The sequence below is a fragment of the Candidatus Vicinibacter proximus genome, assembly GCA_016713905.1.
GTDB lineage: Bacteria > Bacteroidota > Bacteroidia > Chitinophagales > Saprospiraceae > Vicinibacter > Vicinibacter proximus.
In genome coordinates this window covers 2197740-2216697 of record JADJOE010000003.1, presented here as the reverse complement: position 1 = coordinate 2216697, position 18958 = coordinate 2197740, and the positions used below count along the sequence as shown (strand labels likewise).

The 18958-nt window shown below is 37.8% G+C and carries 16 protein-coding genes and 1 tRNA gene; 13 read left to right on the top strand and 4 right to left on the bottom strand.

The genetic code is table 11. The features are described 5' to 3' along the window. Positions 1-12 precede the first annotated feature (12 nt). From IPJ83_17485 to IPJ83_17475, 3 genes are all read right to left on the bottom strand, one after another. On the bottom strand, positions 13-387 hold the full coding sequence (locus IPJ83_17485) for a group III truncated hemoglobin (protein MBK7882325.1): 375 nt from the start codon (positions 385-387) through the stop codon (positions 13-15). Further along, entirely contained in the window at positions 384-707 is a 324-nt protein-coding gene (locus IPJ83_17480; protein MBK7882324.1) for a hypothetical protein, read from the bottom strand. Before IPJ83_17480 ends, IPJ83_17485 begins: the two co-directional genes overlap by 4 nt. Before the next feature lie 111 nt (positions 708-818). Further along, complete coding sequence (locus IPJ83_17475) at positions 819-1664, bottom strand: TerC family protein (GenBank protein ID MBK7882323.1); 846 nt, start codon at positions 1662-1664, stop codon at positions 819-821. A 701-nt stretch (positions 1665-2365) separates the two neighbouring features. Between IPJ83_17475 and IPJ83_17470 the strand changes: the two genes are divergently transcribed. The 9 genes from IPJ83_17470 to IPJ83_17430 all read left to right on the top strand — a co-directional run bounded on the left by IPJ83_17470 (position 2366) and on the right by IPJ83_17430 (position 12797). Beyond that, positions 2366-4333: a GHKL domain-containing protein gene (locus IPJ83_17470; GenBank protein ID MBK7882322.1), complete on the top strand. Its 1968-nt coding sequence runs from the start codon at positions 2366-2368 to the stop codon at positions 4331-4333. 9 nt (positions 4334-4342) lie between these two features. After that, the gene (locus tag IPJ83_17465) at positions 4343-4717 is read left to right on the top strand and encodes a response regulator (GenBank protein ID MBK7882321.1); all 375 of its coding nucleotides are present in this window, start codon (positions 4343-4345) and stop codon (positions 4715-4717) included. Continuing rightward, complete coding sequence (locus IPJ83_17460; protein ID MBK7882320.1) at positions 4717-5757, top strand: response regulator; 1041 nt, start codon at positions 4717-4719, stop codon at positions 5755-5757. Before IPJ83_17465 ends, IPJ83_17460 begins: the two co-directional genes overlap by 1 nt. A gap of 103 nt (positions 5758-5860) precedes the next feature. After that, positions 5861-5935 (top strand) — tRNA-Val (locus IPJ83_17455). Positions 5936-5978: 43 nt separating this feature from the next. After that, positions 5979-6332, top strand: a complete 354-nt coding sequence (locus IPJ83_17450; protein ID MBK7882319.1) for a rhodanese-like domain-containing protein — start codon at positions 5979-5981, stop codon at positions 6330-6332. 71 nt (positions 6333-6403) lie between these two features. After that, entirely contained in the window at positions 6404-7612 is a 1209-nt protein-coding gene (gene hflX, locus IPJ83_17445) for a GTPase HflX (protein ID MBK7882318.1), read from the top strand. Positions 7613-7631: 19 nt separating this feature from the next. After that, positions 7632-8726 (top strand): aminopeptidase, encoded by a 1095-nt coding sequence (locus IPJ83_17440; protein MBK7882317.1) that lies wholly within the window; start codon positions 7632-7634, stop codon positions 8724-8726. Positions 8727-8949: 223 nt separating this feature from the next. Next, positions 8950-9975, top strand: coding sequence for a UDP-glucose 4-epimerase GalE (gene galE / locus IPJ83_17435; protein MBK7882316.1), 1026 nt, complete (start codon positions 8950-8952; stop codon positions 9973-9975). A 155-nt stretch (positions 9976-10130) separates the two neighbouring features. Next, positions 10131-12797, top strand: a complete 2667-nt coding sequence (locus IPJ83_17430; GenBank protein MBK7882315.1) for a T9SS type A sorting domain-containing protein — start codon at positions 10131-10133, stop codon at positions 12795-12797. 209 nt (positions 12798-13006) lie between these two features. Here the strand turns inward: IPJ83_17430 and hemW are convergent, their stop codons facing one another. Further along, complete coding sequence (hemW, locus tag IPJ83_17425; protein ID MBK7882314.1) at positions 13007-14182, bottom strand: radical SAM family heme chaperone HemW; 1176 nt, start codon at positions 14180-14182, stop codon at positions 13007-13009. Here hemW and IPJ83_17420 point away from each other — a divergent pair. The 4 genes from IPJ83_17420 to IPJ83_17405 all read left to right on the top strand — a co-directional run bounded on the left by IPJ83_17420 (position 14136) and on the right by IPJ83_17405 (position 18686). Beyond that, positions 14136-15890 carry a BamA/TamA family outer membrane protein gene (locus IPJ83_17420; protein ID MBK7882313.1) on the top strand — a complete coding sequence of 585 codons (1755 nt, stop codon included), beginning with the start codon at positions 14136-14138 and terminating at the stop codon, positions 15888-15890. The genes hemW and IPJ83_17420 overlap by 47 nt on opposite strands. Before the next feature lie 306 nt (positions 15891-16196). After that, positions 16197-17114 (top strand): hypothetical protein, encoded by a 918-nt coding sequence (locus IPJ83_17415; protein ID MBK7882312.1) that lies wholly within the window; start codon positions 16197-16199, stop codon positions 17112-17114. A 320-nt stretch (positions 17115-17434) separates the two neighbouring features. Then, positions 17435-18013 carry a DUF1684 domain-containing protein gene (locus IPJ83_17410; GenBank protein MBK7882311.1) on the top strand — a complete coding sequence of 193 codons (579 nt, stop codon included), beginning with the start codon at positions 17435-17437 and terminating at the stop codon, positions 18011-18013. A gap of 4 nt (positions 18014-18017) precedes the next feature. After that, complete coding sequence (locus tag IPJ83_17405; protein ID MBK7882310.1) at positions 18018-18686, top strand: TerC family protein; 669 nt, start codon at positions 18018-18020, stop codon at positions 18684-18686. The last annotated feature ends 272 nt before the right edge of the window (positions 18687-18958 follow it).

Genomic DNA, 18958 nt, shown 5'->3' with positions numbered 1-18958 from the left:
GTGTGTTAAATGTCAGGATATGCCCATTTTGTATTTCATTAATCCTGCTATACTTTCTGCACGTGTCAAGGCAACTTCAGCGGCTTCCCCTTCATATAGTTCATCCAGACTTTCTTTCCAAAGTTTCAACCATTCATCAAAATGTTTTTTTTCAAAAGGAGATTTGTCATGTAATGCAAAATGTACAATCATCGGATTTCCTCTGTATGCGGATTGACCGAACAGTACAGATTCCCAGAAGTCAATTAATTTTGGAAAATGCGTTTCTAAATCCAGGGATACTACTTGTGTAAAGTAATGCCCAACGACCGGATTGGGCAATAATTTTTTGTAAAAATTCCTGACAAGAACTTCGATGTCATCACGGGATGATATTATTTTTTTCATGAATTATTTTTTTCTGATTGGGAAAGTATGCAGACACAATCACTCTCCGCTGCATAAAGTTCATGTTTTAATCCGACAGGAATGGAAACATGTTCTAAAGTCTTTAATTTTATAATTTCATCATTCGCCATGTATTGCACGCTTCCATAAAGTATAAGCAGATCTGATGGCATTTTGGCGGTATGCTCTTTTAGCTTCATGCCTTTTTTCATGGCCAGAACTAAAACCTTGCAAGCTTTCCCCTGAAGAATTACTTTCGCAATTGGGTTAGTGGCATGGTTGAGTTCTTCTAAAATGGAATCGAGCGTCGGATGTTGCATAATTTTTCAAAGCTGTAGATTTTTTAAACCAGAGTTGGTTTAAAATGTAGGACTGACAACTAATTACTTAACAAGCAAGTGCAAAATTGGTTTTTATCTAATTGTGGCAAATCATTCATTTTCTTTTTTAAAATATCCGGCTGTTTTTGCTTCTTCGGAGATGCCATGGAGTTGTACAGGTTTTTTATTTTTTCTGGTACCCATATTGAGCATTTCTACGAGTAAGCCAAATGCAATGGCAAAGTAAAGATAACCTTTAGGAACGGCGCCAACTTCCTGACCATATACTTTGAAGTGACTTAGGTGTGCACCTTCTGTAATCAGCATAAACCCTATCAATAGAAGAAATGCAAGTCCGAGCATTTGGATCGTAGGATGTTCATTGACGAATCTGCCTACCGGGTGAGCAAAAGCAACCATGATAATAATGGAAACTACAACTGCAAGAATCATGATCCAAAGCGCTCCGTGCAAACCATTTGTCATGCCTACTGCAGTTAGTATAGAATCCAGACTAAAAATGAGATTGATTAAGGTAATTTGCAAAATAGCTTTGAACAGATTACCTTGTTTAGAAGATTTATTGCTTTGTTCGAGATCATCCTGCTCTAGTTTATGATGAATTTCGGTCACGGATTTGTAAAGTAAAAATAGACCTCCTATTATGAGGATCAGACTTTGAATGGAAAATCCACCCTCGATCCAGCTACCCGAAATGTGGAATAAAGGTTCTTGGAGGGAAGCAAGAAACACCAATCCAAACAACAGAATAATTCTTAAAACCATGGCCATGATGAGCCCAAGGTTAGTAGCTTTTCTCCGGTCTTCAATTGGTAATTTTCCTGAAGTTATGGAAATAAAAATGATGTTGTCCACCCCAAGGACTATTTCAAGAAAAGTCAATGTGAGAAAACTCATGATGACTTCACCACTGGCGAAATTTGGAAAATCGTACATATTTGATTTTTATGGTGGCAATATTAGTCATTTCATGGGATAATGGAGCATGGATACAAATGGATTCCTGCGAATGATTCAATTTTGCAATGCATAGTTTTCGCGATTGAGGAGTTTTAAAAATATATTATAAATAATTATAATGTAATTAGTCTTAAAATTCAATGGGTTAAAATTTTTAACTTTATTTTTTTGGGTGATCGTATTTGATTTTTTCCTATTGAATTTTTTGCATGGATACAATAGCAAGAATCAGTCTGATAATTTACCTGACCTTAAGGGCATCTGTTTTAGTAAGTTAGAGGGTTTTATTGGATTCTTTTTAGTTGAGAGAGGGGTTTTACTTCCTCAAAAAGCGGACATATCGTCAATGTGAATTATGTTATATTTACAGTTGTGCTGCAAAAAGGCTGATTCGCGGAATAAAATTAAAAAGTGAATTGTTCCAAGGATGGAAGATTTTTTTTGACAATCGGTGAAGCATAGAATGATTGCAATGGTATTTTTAAAATTTTGAAATGAGAAATATTTTAACATTTTTTGCCTTCTCTTTTTTTAATTTTTATTTGTTCGCTCAATCGAACCATGATGTTTTTTATATTTCTGATAGTTTGCTGTCAAATGCTTCAGTCTCCAGAACTGAAAGGGGCTACCTCAAGATTGAGCATAAATGGAAATACCATTCCGGAGAATCTGATTTAATGGGTAATGATTGGACCAATGATTATTTTAACGATAATCATTGGGAAACAGTAAATTCATTGTTTTATCTTGATTCTTTGCCAAAAACCGGATGGGATGGAATCGGTTTATTTCGATTACATCTACAAGTTGATTCCATGCTGATTGGAAAACCATTGGTCTTAAATATTTTTCACCTCGGCGCTTCTGAAGTATATTTGGATGGAAAATTATTTTTGAAGTATGGCGAAATAAGCGAAAACCCAGAGATGGAAAAAGGTTTTAATGCTACCACCTTAATACCTAAATTTATTGTTTTTACTAAAACCCAACATGTAATTGCTGTTCGATATTCAGGTAGTTATCTTTTAAAAAATAAAAATTTTCTAATCCGTAATCTGGGATTTTCAATGGCCATCGGAAAGCCAGAAATCGTACATCCGATTGTCATGAGCAATGCAAAATTTTTTCGACCTTTAGAATCACTTGTTATTGCCATACCATTAACCTTTGCTTTAATTCATCTGATATTGTTTCTTTTTTACAGGAATCAGAAGAGTAATCTTTTTTTTGCAATATTTACCATTACACTTTCGTGTTGGGGTGTCCTGGAGCATGAGTCAGTTGGAAACGAAATTGCTTCGGTGGTAATATTGTGCAAAAGATTATGGATCCCTTATTTTGCATTAGTTCCTTTGACCGGTGTAGCTTTTCTATATTCATTATTTTACAAATCCTTACCCAAACGGTTTTGGTATATATTTTTCATCACCCTGGTAGCTTCCATTATTTTCTGGTTTGGATATATTCTTTGGCTATCATTGGTCATATTTTTAGTGCTTATTCTTGAAATGATTCGAATAGTAATAGTTGGTATTCGTAAAAGAATAAATGACTTCTGGATAATAGGTTTTGGATTTGGATTATTCAGTTTGAGTCTGATAAGTGTTGCACTCCTTGTTGGTTCTAGTTATTTTAGTCTTAGTCTGTGGTATATCCTGATTTATCTTACCGGCATTTTACCTGTACTTATTTCGATGTCTGTATATTTGTCCAGGCAAGTTGCAAATACAAACCGGGATCTGGAATACCAATTAGTTAATAATTTAAAACTTGAATTTGAAAACTCCAAAAAGGAGTTGGAATTGCAAAAAGCAGAAGAATTGAAACAGGCATTTATTGCTCTGGAAAAAGCGCATAATGAACTTAGATCCACCCAATCCCAACTAATTCAATCTGAAAAGATGGCAAGCCTCGGTGAGCTTATGGCGGGCATTGCGCATGAAATCCAAAATCCCTTGAATTTTGTAAAAAATTTTGCAGAGATCAACAAAGAGTTACTTACCGAAATGAAGGAAGAAATCGATCAGGGAAATCTGAAAAATGCAAAATCTATTGCTCAGGATGTTTTTGAGAATGAAGAAAAAATACATTTTCATAGTAAGCGAGCCGATGCCATAGTAAAGGGGATGTTGCAACACAGTCGAAGCAGCAATTCACAAAAGGAATTGGTGGATATAAATGCATTGGTAGATGAGTATTTGAGATTAGCATATCATGGATTGAGGGCAAAGGATAAATCTTTCAACGTAACTTTGCGTACTAACTTTGATACCAATCTTGATAAGATAAATATAGTTCCGCAGGAAATAGGAAGAGTCGTTTTGAATTTAATTACCAACGCATTTTATGCAACGGAAGAAAAGAAGAAGAAAGGTTTAAATGGGTATATTCCAATAGTTACTGTTTCCACCCGGATTCAGAACAATAAAGTCGAAATAGTAGTGAGTGATAATGGTTCTGGTATTCCTTCCAAAATTTTAGATAAAATATTTCAGCCTTTCTTTACTACCAAACCAACCGGTCAAGGCACTGGGTTGGGATTATCTTTAAGTTATGATATTGTGAAGGCACATGGGGGAGAACTTAGCGTGCATACTAAAGAAGGGGAATATACAGAATTTATAATAATTTTACCCATAGTTTAATGTACCTAAATGAAGATACTTGTAGTGGACGATGAAAGAGATGTTCAAGTTTTATTCGAACAAAAATTTCGTAAGGAAATAAAGAATAATGAAATTGAATTCTTATTTGCGTTTTCAAGTGAAGAGGCTGTAGGTTATTTAAATTCGCATACACATGAAGCAGTATTAATATTGTCAGATATCAACATGCCTGGAATGAGCGGTCTGGACTTGTTGAAGCACATCAAACAAAAACACCATGAATCCCCACCAGTTGTTATGATGATTACTGCTTATGGCGATGATGAAAATTATAATATTGCGATGTCATTAGGAGCAGATGGCTTCCTGACCAAGCCTTTGGATTTTGTATTATTGAAGGATAAGCTAAAAGAAGTGAAATAATGGCGAAGATTTTAGTAGTTGATGATGAATCGGATTTGGAAGTTTTGATCAAACAAAAATTCCGGCAAAAGATTCGTGAACAAAAATATGAGTTTGTATTTGCATTAAATGGTGTTCATGCCTTGGAACAATTGGCAGTACATCCAGATGTAGATATTGTGTTAAGCGACATCAACATGCCTGAGATGGATGGACTCACCTTGTTGTCTAGATTGAATGAGCAGAATAATTTGCTTAAGTCTGTGATCGTGTCTGCTTACGGAGATATGGATAACATCCGTACCGCAATGAACAGAGGGGCATTTGACTTTATAACCAAACCTATCAATTTTGAAGATTTGGAATTAACCATGGAGAAAACTATTCAGCATGTGCATCAATTAAGGGACACCGTCAAAGCCATCAAAGAGAATAACATCTTAAGGATGTATGTGGATGAAAATGTTTTGAATTTTATGGGAGGCAAAGAATTTGAAGGAAGTCTTTTAAAAAGTGAAAACATTGAGGCCTCAGTTGCATTTATTGACATTTGTGGATTTACTGCCATTAGTGAGCAGGAAAAGCCTGATGTAGTCGTCAAACTGTTGAATAATTATTTTGATTTAATGGTGGCTGAAATTATAGCACAAGGCGGAATTGTGGATAAGTTTATGGGGGATTGTGTGATGGCGGTTTTCAAAGGTCCATTCCATTTGGATCGTGCAATAGATGCATGTCTGGAAATTAGAAATAAAGTGGATGAGTTGCCTCATGCCGGAATAGCCGGAGATTTTATACCAAAAGTTTCGATAGGAATTAATTCCGGGGAGATGGTTTCGGGAAATATTGGGTCGGCTACTTTACGTAGACTGGATTATACTGTGATAGGTGATACGGTCAATACCGCACAACGGTTACAAAGTGTAGCCGGTGTCAATCAGATTATCATTCATGAAGACTGTTATAAAATGGTCAAGCAATCTTTTCATTGCAACAAATTAGGTAGCTTCCAATTGAAAAATATTTCAAGGGAAATGGTGTTGTATGAAGTTGTTAATTAATTTTCTCTTTTGATTTGACAAAAATGGATCATCCCGATAGTTATCCTAAATTTTTCAAATCTACCCATTAGTCCTAAGCAAATTAATTACCTTTGCCCTCCTTGGGTGTTTAGCTCAGTTGGTTCAGAGCGCCGCCTTGACAGGGCGGAGGTCGGCAGTTCGAGCCTGCCAACACCCACATTCTTCATTAAACCTTTCTTATAAATTGTAAATAAGTTAATATGAAGCACTTGCACCGCATATATTTATTGTTTGTGATGTTGATGTTTGCAGGGATTTCATGCCTGAGCAGCCAGTCAGGCCCTGTTAAAGTTAAAGATTTAATGGCCAAAAAACCTGGCATTCTTATCGATGTTCGCACCATGGAGGAATGGAATGGTGGTCATCATGAACTTGCTCGGCATCTGGATTGGAATAATGGTGAATTTAAAAAGGCCTCTGCGGATTTTGATAAGAACAAAACATATTATCTCTATTGTGCCTCCGGTGGCAGGAGCGGTCAGGCGGCAGAATTTTTAAAGAAATCAGGTTTTAAGAATGTTGTAAATCTAGGTGGTTACAATAACCTAAAATAGACCATCTATTTTTTAAGTGATCCATACTATTTTTTCCTGTTTAGGAAAATGTCATCTGTTCAAACTATCGCATGAATTCCAGTTGGAATACAGAATCTAAAAAGAAAGTAAATCCTACAGAACCTGAAAAGGCTATTCTGGTAGGCATCATCTTACCTGATCAGAACGAAGCGCTGATCAAGGAACATCTTGACGAACTCGAGTTTTTAGCAAGCACTGCAGGTGCCGTGACCATAAAGCGATTTGTGCAGAAACTGAACGGTCCGGATTCAAGGACGTATATTGGTAAAGGAAAGGTAGAGGAAATTCTAAAATACATGGAGATTTTCCCGGCAGACATGGTTATTTTTGATGATGACCTGAGTGGAAAGCAACAGAATATTCTGGAAGAAATCCTGAAAGTAAAAATCATCGACAGAAGTTTTTTAATCCTGGACATTTTTGCCAGCAGGGCGCAAACAGCGCAAGCCAAAACACAGGTTGAGTTGGCACAGCTTCAGTATATTTATCCAAAACTCCGAGGGATGTGGACGCATCTTGAGCGTCAGCGCGGGGGGATCGGGATGCGTGGTCCGGGAGAGCAGGAAATTGAAACTGACCGAAGGATAGTAAAAGAAAAAATCGCTTTACTCAAAAAGAAACTGGAGAAAATTGATTTGCAGAATGTGACCCAACGCAAGAATCGTGACGAGATGATTCGAGTGTCTCTCATCGGTTATACCAATGTTGGGAAATCTACTTTGATGAACCTCATCTCAAAGTCAGATGTATTTGCGGAAAATAAATTATTTGCTACCTTGGACACCACAGTAAGAAAAGTGGTTTGGGATTCCATGCCATTTTTGTTGTCGGATACTGTGGGATTTATTCGAAAATTACCCCATCACCTTATCGAAAGTTTTAAATCTACCTTGGATGAAGTCAGAGAAAGTGACATCATGGTCCATGTAATTGATATTTCCCATCCTGTCTATTTGGATCAGATCAAGACTGTCAATGAAACGCTTAAAAGTCTTGGACTTGAAGACAAACCTGTAGTGATGGTTTTTAATAAAATGGATGCTTACCGGGAAATGAATTATGATTCAATGCTTGACCGACAAACTAAAAATGAACTGGAGGAGGAATTGAAACAATCCCTTAAAAATAAATTTCCTGTTCCTATGGAATTTATTTCTGCGAAGTCCATGGAGAATATTGAACTCCTGAGAAAACTACTCAAAGAACTTATTTCCAAACAATACCTGATCCGCTATCCTTACCGAAGCAAACAATGGTAGTCATTGAATAAAATTTGATATGAGTTGGATTGAAAAATACGGAAAGCTGCTTGCAGATTATTCCTTGTATCTAAAACCCGGTGAATTAGTTTATGTGCGAAGTAATACTCTTGCCGAGCCATTGATAAAGGCATTTTATAAAGAAGCGGTCAGTCGTGGTGCACATGTGGAAGTAGAGCTTGGTTTCGAAGGTCAGGAAGAATTGCTATTACAATATGGTCAAGAAGAGCAGTTAAAACGTATCAATCAAAATTCAATTGAATTGATCAAAAATTGCAATGCGTATTTACTGATCAGAGCACCCTATATACCCATGAATATGCCTGAGCCGGATGCTGAGAAAGTGAAGTTGCGGACGAAAGCCCAGGCTGAATTCAGTGAGATTTATTTCAAGCGTTTGGGCGATGGGAGTCTTAAGAGAAGTTTATGCCAATATCCCACAGAATTTGGCGCGAAGCAGGCGGAGATGACCTTGGAGGAATACACACAATTTATTCTCAAAGCTTGTTTTCTGGATCGCGAATTGCCTGCTGAACACTGGAAAACACTGAGTAACATTCAGCAGAAATATGTGGATGTACTGAATTCTTGTGATCATATGAGTTATGAGCATCGCAATTGGAAAATTAATTTCAGGGTAGCGGGACGTACCTGGATAAATTCAGATGGTAAATCCAACATGCCATCGGGAGAAGTTTTTACCAGTCCTCATGAAGACAGCGTCTCCGGTGAAATATTTTTTGACTACCCCTCTTTTATGATGGGAAAGGATGTGAAAGGGGTAAAGCTTCATGTTTCCGATGGCGTGATTTCAGAATGGTCCGCAGAACAAGGTCAGGATATTCTGGATAAAGTATTTGCCATCGAGGGTGCCAGAAAATTTGGGGAAGTTGCAATTGGCACCAATACCAATATCAGCCGCGCCACCCGCAATATTTTATTTGACGAGAAAATTGGAGGAACCGTGCATATGGCTGTTGGACAATCCTACTATCAATGTGGTGGCAAAAACCAATCTGCCATTCATTGGGATTTGATAACCGATATGCGCGACGGAGGTAAAATATTTGCCGACGGAAAAATGATTTATGAAAATGGCCGATTCTTGATTTAAAGGGAATTGCCCCCTTTTGATTAAATCTCCAAATCCAATCCCCGGTCCAGGGTATTTGTAGTGAACAAAAAAGGGCTTTTGGCCGAGCGACCAAAAACCCTTTTAATAACACTATGAGAACACCCTAATGTATGTAATACAAATACATGGTTTAAAAAGTTCCAGAGGAATTATTTTTTTTTGGTCGGTTAATCTGAATACATTTGGACAATCTTTTAAACAGATGAGCAGAATACTGGTGACCGGAGGCTGTGGCTATATAGGGAGCCATACCATTGTGGATCTTATCCGCTCAGGATACGAGGTCTTAAGTCTGGATAGCCTCGTGAATAGTGATGAAAACGTATTGTCCGGTATTGAAGCAATTACAGGGAAAAGAATCGACAATGTCAGGATAGATCTGAAATCTTCCGATGCAATCCACGAGTTAAGGGCATTGGAAGGGAATTTTGATGGCGTAATACATTTTGCTGCCTTAAAATCTGTGGGAGATTCGACCCGAAATCCACTCGAATATTACCGCAACAATGTAGACGGATTAATCAATATTTTATATTGGGTAAAGGAGAGGAAAATTCCTTGGTTTATTTTTTCCTCTTCATGCACCGTTTATGGTGATACAGATCGATTACCTGTGGTGGAAGATCTACCCTTTTTACCCGCCGGATCACCATATGGCCGTACCAAGCAAATGTGTGAACTCATCCTTGCAGATGTCTACCATACCTTTGGAACTGATCAAAAAGCTATTTCCCTACGCTATTTCAATCCTGCAGGTGCACATGAATCGTACCTCATAGGAGAGTCACCTATAAATGATCCCCAGAATCTGGTTCCTATTATTACAGAAACAGCTTTTGGTAAAAGGCCCTTCTTTACGGTCTTTGGAACGGATTATCCTACCCGGGACGGATCCTGTATTCGGGATTATATTCATGTGATGGATCTGGCAAGAGCCCATACACTGGCATTAGATTATTTAAAAGCAGGAAATCAAACTGAACCTGTAGATGCGTTTAACCTTGGCATTGGGGATGGGGTAAGTGTTTTGGAAGCCATCAAAGCCTTTGAAGAAGTAAATAACATTCGGCTCTCTTACAAATTAGGTTCTCGAAGGGCCGGAGATCTCCCTGCAGTTTATGCCAACATAGATAAGGCCGCAAAATTGTTGAATTGGCATCCTCAAAAGTCCATTGAGGATATCATGTCGGATGCATGGACCTGGGAACAAAAAAGAAATTTGTACTAATCCAATTTTGCTCAATTTAATTGCTTTATTCCATAAGGGTAAACCCTGATTTTTTACTCTAATAAGATTGTAATCTTAAATGTTTGATCAACTTAGTTTATATTCACCAAAGCAAATTGGAATTCTGTTTTTTCTAATTTAATTTATTTGTGGCCATGAAGATTTACATACTCAGGGGTCTTATATTTTTTAGTGTCGGTATTAGTGTATTTCTTATGCTTGCACTTTACCAACCGTCCACAATTAAGAAGCCTGTATTATTTGTTTCAAGAGCTATTCCTTGTTGTGGTTCGGTGTACATGAAATCAGCCAATGCGCTTCCCGGTGTCGGTGGTTTTTCCAGATTTCAGGTTGCTGCGCCTGCTTATTTATGTATTTTAAACCCGGATGGTCGGATGGATACCCTGATTAATGGAGCAAAACCTGGTCCAAATTCTTTGAATTTAATTGACATCAGCAACCCTTTGTTAAATTGGGAAGCGGATAAAATTGTTTTTGCAGGATTGAGAGATGGGAATTATGTATTGGGCAACAACAACTTAGTTCCAAGGGAACACAATGCCTGGAGAATTTATGTCATTCATACAGACGGCTCTGGATTAAAACAAATTACATTTGAAGATCCTATGTTGGACTTAAGTCAATTTAATCCTGCTGCGCGTGGTGTACTTCAGGGGTATGATGATACTCATCCAATATGGTTGCCTGATGGTAGAATTTGTTTCAGTTCAACGAGATACCGCGACATTGGAATGTACAACGTCACACGCACAAGCAATCTTTATGTAGTGAATGAAGACGGATCTGGTTTGCATAGAATTACTTCAGAAAAAAACGGTGCAGACAGACCTGTTGTCGATCCGCTTACCGGTAAAATAGTTTTCGCCAGATGGTGGCGCAATTTTTACTGGCCCTATGATCCCATGACTACAAAAGCACATCCTCAATACACCAATGGTTGGAGTTATAAAGATGGTCTTACCAGTCATCTGGATGAGGTTATCGACGGACAATCTTTTATGTTCAACAACAATGCATTTTTGCTTTCTGAAATTAATCCGGATGGTAGTGGGCTCAAACTTTTTTCCGCACATTACAGGGATGTTTCTCAAAACAGCGCCTATGGAGGATCTTTTAATGCGGATGGAGATTTTATTGGGAATTGGTTTCCTATTGAACATCAGTCTGAATCCTCTGGCTTTGGCGGCATTAAAAAATATTATCGTGGCACAGCAAAAAAACCAATTGGCATTACGGGAGTGACGAGTTATGGAAATTTTGATTATTACATTAGTGATCCTCCTTCTTATGGAATTTTCAAAGGCAGTTACGCAGCAGAACCTTCGGTAACACTGGATGGTAAAATTTTACATTCGGTTGCTGCAGATCCTTTGCAGGATTATGGAATTTATCTGATGAATGAAGATGGATCTTCTAAGGAATTGGTGTTGGATCATCCCGGTACTACAGAACTATCCGCACAATATGTTGAAAAAAGGAAGACGCCACCTTTGGTTTTGGACAAAATATTTGCTCCGGTTTCTAATTTGCCACCAAAAGGGCTCTCTGATTTGAGGCAGGATGGAAGTTTTGAATTTGATTGCCGCAATATATTTTTTAATGGGAAAGTGGACGATGGAATTCTTGCTGCTCCTGCTATAGGTGATTTATCCACCGTAAGATTCTTTGCAGATCCTTTGATGTCTGAACAATACGGATCTATTGAAGCTCTGAATTTTCCTTTGTTGTATAATGAGTTGCCGGTAGATGATTTCGGCAGAGTGATAGAGCGGGATGCACCTGCAGACGTGCCACTTTTTGAACAAGGTCGATCCGCTCGATCAAGAGGGTATAAAGTAAGTAGAACAGGCGGTGGTATCATGGATGGTGCGGCACATGTCACAGGATTTAATTATGGACGACCAGGTCAGAAAGTGACATGTGTGGGTTGCCATGCAGGACATTCTATTATACCGGTACCAGAAGATCCGGAAGAATTATTGGTTTGTAATCTTGCCCCCGGAGCGCGTGTATATGTATCCAGTAAAATGAATGATCCTGGTTATCTTATAGACAAGAAGAATTATAAAGCTTCTCAACATTGGTTTACTCCGGAAGGTATTTCTCCGGCCGGGCAGTGGATAAATTTAAGTTGGATTGTACCTTTCTATGCACAGAAAATTATTCTTCACAACATACCAGATCCAAATCGTGCTCAAGTCAAATCTTGTACCGTGCGTGTTTATGAAGATTCAGCTGGCAGTACTCTTCTGGAACAGTTTGACATCGACAATCCTCTATCGCCGCAGGGAACCGAAATTCTGTTATCTAAAGTTCAGAAGATGCAATCGCTGAGAATTGAATTTAAAGAAGTAACCGGTGGAATTTATCATTGGAATGCAGCCACGCTGGGTGAAATAGAAGTGATTGGCAGTATTATCCCTCCTTCTAGGTTTAAAGAAATATGCGATTGCAAGGGAAAGGCTTATGGCCCATTCCGGGTGGACTCTTGTGGACAATGTTTGCTTAGGGAAGATCCAAAATGGAACGATTGTCTAAGCGATGTACAAAATCCAGAAGGTAATGAGAGTTACCTGCTTTATCCAAATCCAGTGCATGATGAATTGATTTTGGAAGGCACGCAAGTTTCCAATCCTTCACGCATAAATGTATTCGACCTTCAGGGAAGAAAGATGGATGTTTGGATAAGAAATGTAGATCATAAATATCTTGTGAAAACAGAAAATTTAAAACCCGGAGTGTATTTTATCATGTTCCAAATTGGTACAGAAATGATACTTAAAAAATGGTTAAAAGTCTAATAGAAACTTATTCCTTCAAAGTGTGATTTCGAAATATTTTTATAATGAAATTTGATTCAATTTATTTTCATTAGCTGAAATAGGCAATGTGCTTGGGAAAAATTAATTGAGAAAAGATAACGATACAATTTGGTTAAATTGATTTACAATGGGGCGAATTGCTTTTATAGATTTTGTATGTTACTAAATGCTACTTTAATAAAAAAGAATTATTCAGCAAAAGCTTCAGAAGAAATTTTGTCACAGATATAAATCCCTTCTCTGGTGAGGGTGTATGTATTTCCGGAACATTTTAGATGTCCCGATTCAACATATCCTTCCAGTGTTTTTTTTGTTTCCGATATCCAGGAAAATTCAAAACCAGTCAGTTTGTCCAAATCAAGTCCTTCGCATCTTCTAAGTTGAAGCATGATAAATTCATTGTACTGATCTTTTTTACTCAAAGTTTCAGATTCAAAATAAGATTGATCTTGCAGCACATTTTTTAAATAAAGATTATTGTTGGCTATATTCCATCTGCGTGAATTTCCAAGGTATGAATGTGCTGATGGACCAAAACCCAAATAGGGCAATCCATTCCAGTAGTTGCTGTTGTGTATTGCGCGATGTCCCGTCTGGCTAAAGTTGGAAATTTCGTATGCTTCATAGTCATTGCGCTGCATAAAATCAAGCATCAGACTCATCTGTCGGATGGTGTGTTCATCCATCAGTGGCGGCATTTTATTTTTTTCTATTCGGTGGTGCAATTCCGTTTTTTCTTCTACAGTGAGTGCATAACAGGAAAGATGTGGCAACTCATTGGCTTTCATTAATTCCAGATTCTGCAACCACTCTTCATCAGTGCATAAGGGAATTCCAAAAATCAGATCGGCACTTAACTTAGTGAATCCTGCAATTTTTGCTTGTTGGATAGCATTGAGACCCTGGGTGGCATTATGGGAACGGTTCATCCATTCCAGATGATGGTCGTAAAAAGATTGAATTCCAATGCTCAGTCTGTCAATTCCTAAAATCAGTAATTGGTCCAGATAGAATGGATTTAGATCATCTGGATTGGCTTCCAATGTAGTTTCCTGAACCGACAGACAGTCGTAATGTGTTTTGATTATGAGAAGGATCTCGTGCAATTCAGAAGGGCTGAGGACCGATGGTGTTCCTCCGCCAAAATAAATAGTACTTACCCGGGCATCCTGCACTTCTGTGGATCGTGAACGGATTTCGAGATGTAAAGCATCCAATAATTCCTTTCGGGTAGAAAATTGTGTGGAGAAATGAAAATTACAATAGGTACATTTGCGTTTGCAATAGGGAATGTGCAGGTATAATCCGATTTCTTTCATGATGCAGGAACCCAAAAGTATAATCTTCTTTTTCTTTCTCGGCATTTTTTTTCAAAGCGTTCATCTTGATGCACAGCAGCAGGTAAAATATTTTATACATCTATATGCCCGACATGATTCAGTTGTGGTGGAAAATTGGAAGGAATCAGATTCTATACAGGTTCAGCACAAAGTAGAAAAACTACTGAACACTTTTAAATCTGGTGGATACCTGCTGGCACAGCTCGATAGTTTGGTAAGAGACAGTTTGACGAGGAATTATCATATTTATAAAGGACCAAAATTTACCTGGATTTCTTTTCGGGCAAGTAACAAACTTTCTGCGGTAAAATATGAAAGTAAAAATATAGAAGAATGGAACCATTGGCAGGATGAAAAAATTATGGCTGATGTTTCCAATGGATTTCCGTTCAGTAAGATAAAATTAATCCACCCGGTGGTGAGTAATGATTCATTGTATGCCGATATAGTTTACGAGCCTGGACCTTTTATCCAATTTGGTCCTTCAGATCAGCGCAAAGGTAAATTATTAGCACCCAGATATCTTGAGCGCATGAGTAATGTACGCATGGGGTACCCATACAATCAAAAATACATAGAGGATGCAGGAGACCGACTTAGTCAGTTGCCTTTTTTAGAAATGCAATATCCACCGATGGTTCATTTTTTAGGGGATAAGGCCATGGTGTGGTTCTTTTTGAAAAAAAAACCCGCTAACAAATTTGATTTTTTACTGGGATTGAATTCGTCCAATCCGGGCAGTTCGCAAAAGTACCGGATTACCGGTGAGGCAACAGTAGAATTATGGAATTCATTTAAGATAGGGGAACGAATACTTTTGCATTACGAGAATCTTATAGAGCAATCCCCTCGTTTGAATTTTCTTGCCGATTTTCCTTATCTCCGTTTTTTACCAGTTGGATTTTATGGCAGTTTCGATTTGGTTAAATTCAGAGATGAATTTGTCAATCTTCAATCTCAGCTACGGATAAAATATCTACTCAATGCAAGTCAGGAAGCAGGTGTTCTGATGCACTTAAATCAATCCTATGTGTTACAGACAGATTCCAATTTTATCAAGAATAATTTAAAGCTACCGGCGTCATTGGATTTTAGTTTTAATTCCTATGGGTTTTATTACCACCTCAATCAGCTTGATTATCGAATCAGTCCCACAAGGGGTTGGTCATTGGAAGTGCAAATAAGGGGAGGCAGTAAGCAATACCTCGCGCGCAACAATGTACTTAAATACGATACTCCGGAAGGGCAATTGAAGATGCAATATGACAGTTTGAACAATTCGGGATTACAACTTAACACCAATTTTAAATCTGCATACTATTGGAACATGGCCAAAAGGCAGGTTATCAAAATTGGCATTCAGGGATTTATGATTTTTACAGAGGGAAAAGTATTGCAGAATGAATTGTTTCGAATCGGCGGTTTTAAAAACCTTCGTGGTTTTGATGATGATGGGTACAGTTCGAGTGCATATTGGATCAATACCCTTGAATACCGATTTTTATTGGACCGTAATAGTTTTTTGCAGATGTTTGCAGATCATGCTTATATGCGGACTATCAGTCAAAATATTGCGACCGACTGGGATCACTATTTTGGAATCGGAGCAGGAATTCAATTCCAAACAAAAGCCGGAGCTTTTATATTACAACTTGCGGTTGGGAGAAGACCGGATGATCGGTTTGATTTTGGAGCAGCAAAGGTTCATTTTGGGTATTCGAGCTTATTCTAGATCAAATCAAAATATGCATGCCATATTTGAACTATTTTAATTCAATGAATGTTATTTGTACGTTGAGCACCGACCAGGTGGTTATTGGGTCATTAACTGACTGACAAGCCAAAATCTTATTAACTTGTTTTATTTTATGATGTAAAGCAGATGCTTTATAGGCTGTCTGACTGAGTTCAGAACGTTTGATTTGACTAATCTTTTTTAAAACAAATAATTTTATTTTATGAAAAACTTTTCGTTTTAACCTGTGCATTTCTGGTTTTTAACTTTATCCATGCGCAGGAAATCTGGCACATTAAGGCAGTGGATCCGGCTGGAAAATTGTTGGATGTAAAAGCATTTGACCAGGCTGGCAACATGTATGATGTGAAGGCAATGGGAGAGACCGGTGGCCATCAATATATGGACATCAAGGCCATTCGACAGGGGGTGAAGTATCCGCTTAAAATTATGGTGAGTATAGACATTTTTGCTCCGGTAAAGGCTATCGGCGCCAATGGAGAAATCCTGGATATTAAAGCCATCACCTCCGATGGAAGAAAACTTGATGTAAAAGGAGTAAGCCGTGCAGGAAACTTATACCACATAAAGGCAGTATCAGATATTGGTGAATTTTATGGAATCAAGGCACTTTCTCCTGAAGGATTGCTGGAAGATGTAAAAGGCATTAAATATTCTGATCAAGCTATAGAAGGAAATGTCAATGGAATAAGCTTCGCAGCACATGTTAAAGCCATTCCTCAGTCACAGGATTGTATAACAGATTTTTTATGGCATGTGAAAGCTGTACACCCCGACGGAAAATTGATTGACGTTAAAGCAATTGATGAGAATGGAAAAATTTATGATGTTAAAGCTTTAGCAGAAAATGGCAACGGTCATATTATGGACATAAAAGCATTTGTTGGAAGTACCAAGCTCCCGGTAAAGATTCTGGCATCTACAGATAAATACGCCCCACTGAAGGCAATAGGACTGGATGGTAAAATTTATGACGTTAAAGCGGTGACAGAAGACAAGCGAAGGCTGGATGTAAAAGGAGTAAACTTAACCGGCAACATTTACAACATAAAAGTAGTAGCAGGGGGAGATGTGTTTTATGGGGTAAAAGCAATATCACCCTCCGGTCAGATGTATGATGTGAAGGGTATTGATCAGGACGATAATGTGATGGTGAATGGCGTGAAGGTAAAAGCGCATGTTAAAGCTTTGCCACAATAATAATATTTTAAGAAACTGATTTTAATGTTCTGACATTTTGTATTTATAAAGTGCCGTATTGCTGATGTAGTGCGGCACTTCTTTTTAGGATGGAATGGTTGTACCTTAATAAACCTTCAATGTTGGGGATTTATTTTTTCACATAATATTTAAGAGAATTTTAAATTAAAATATAAATTCTGAAGTCTTTTATAATTTACGTACTTGACTTGTTTTTCACCAGAGAACCATCAACTTTGTACCATGAATTATAAGGAAAGAATTAGCATTGCAATTAGGAAAGAACCATACATCAAATTTCGTATGATCTGTTTTTCCTTTTGTGTATAGGGGTATGCGTAGGACAGGATTTGGATAACAAGCTAAAAGAGTATAGAGCCCAGACTGCCAAAGATCATCTTGCGGATTCCAGATCACCCATAACAAAGAAAGACATAAGACATCTTCATTACTTTGTGCCATCAGAAAAGCATTCCCTGATGGCAGATTTTGCGGAATTTGAAAAAAAAGATACTGTTTCCATACCAACCAGTTCAGGTAAACAAAAATTGTTTATTCGGTACGGTCTATTGAATTTTACCCTTGAAGGAAGGGCGCATACCTTAACCGCTTACTTAAGTACCAGAATCGGTCCCGGATCGGATCACTTTTTTATTCCTTTTTATGATGAAACCAATGGGGTAGAGACTTATGGAGGGGGAAGATTCATGGATATAGACCATTCCCTGTTGAAAGAAGGAAAACTACCATTGGATTTTAATTATGCTTATAATCCCTGGTGTGCCTACAGCAGTGGCTTTAATTGTCCAATACCACCTGAGGAAAACCGTCTGAAGGTCTCCATCCGTGCCGGTGAGAAAGCTTATACGGGTAAGCACAGGAAAGGATCCAAATCATAGTTTGATGCTGTTGTTGGTTCCATATTTGGCTTATCAAATGGCCCATTTCAGGGAATGCCTTATATTTGCCCAGGAGTTGCAAAAAAGGGCAAGACAGTTAGGTTTGTTTCTTGCTATGTTCATGCGACTTGGATTGCTGACGGTAATTACCTGGATCATGAAACTTAAGAATGACCTCTTCACCATTCTGGATAACGGAATTTCCGGAAAAGATCTCATCCTGATAGCAGGTGGTTTGTTTTTAGTGTACAAAAGCTCTACAGAAATCTATCATAAAACTGAAGGGGAAGAAGGGGACGAGTCCAAAGAATTCAACAGATTAAGTTTTAATGCAGTAATTGTGCAGATCATGATCATGGATCTGGTATTTTCACTGGATAGCATTATTACGGCAGTAGGACTGGCTGAACATCTGTGGGTGATGTGTACGGCTGTTATTATTTCAGTTGGGATTATGATGTGGGCTGCCACTCCGGTGGCTGATTTTGTTGACAGACATCCTGCTTTTAAAATTCTTGCCCTGAGCTTTTTATTATTAATAGGCTTTGCATTGGTGGCCGAAGGATTTGATATCCATATTCCAAAAGGATACATTTATTTCTCTATGGGATTTGCATTTTTGGTTAATTTAATTCAAATGCGCACCAGCAAAAAACAAAAACTAAGCCGGTAGAATTACACGAGCATTACACCGAAGCAGAAGAAGATTTGCCAAAAGATGTTTTTTAATTTGTTTTAAGATTTATTAATGCAATGGATTGGCATTGTTGCAAAGACATTGATTGTATTACATGATTTAGTTAGCAGGCCGTATTTAAAATGCTTATTTAATATAGCATTGTAGTTGCAAACCGCGACAAACATACATGTGTTTTTTATTAGCTGAATAACACATTTTCAAATTTTCACATTCTCTTGAAGAACAAGTTTTCTAAAATTAAATGT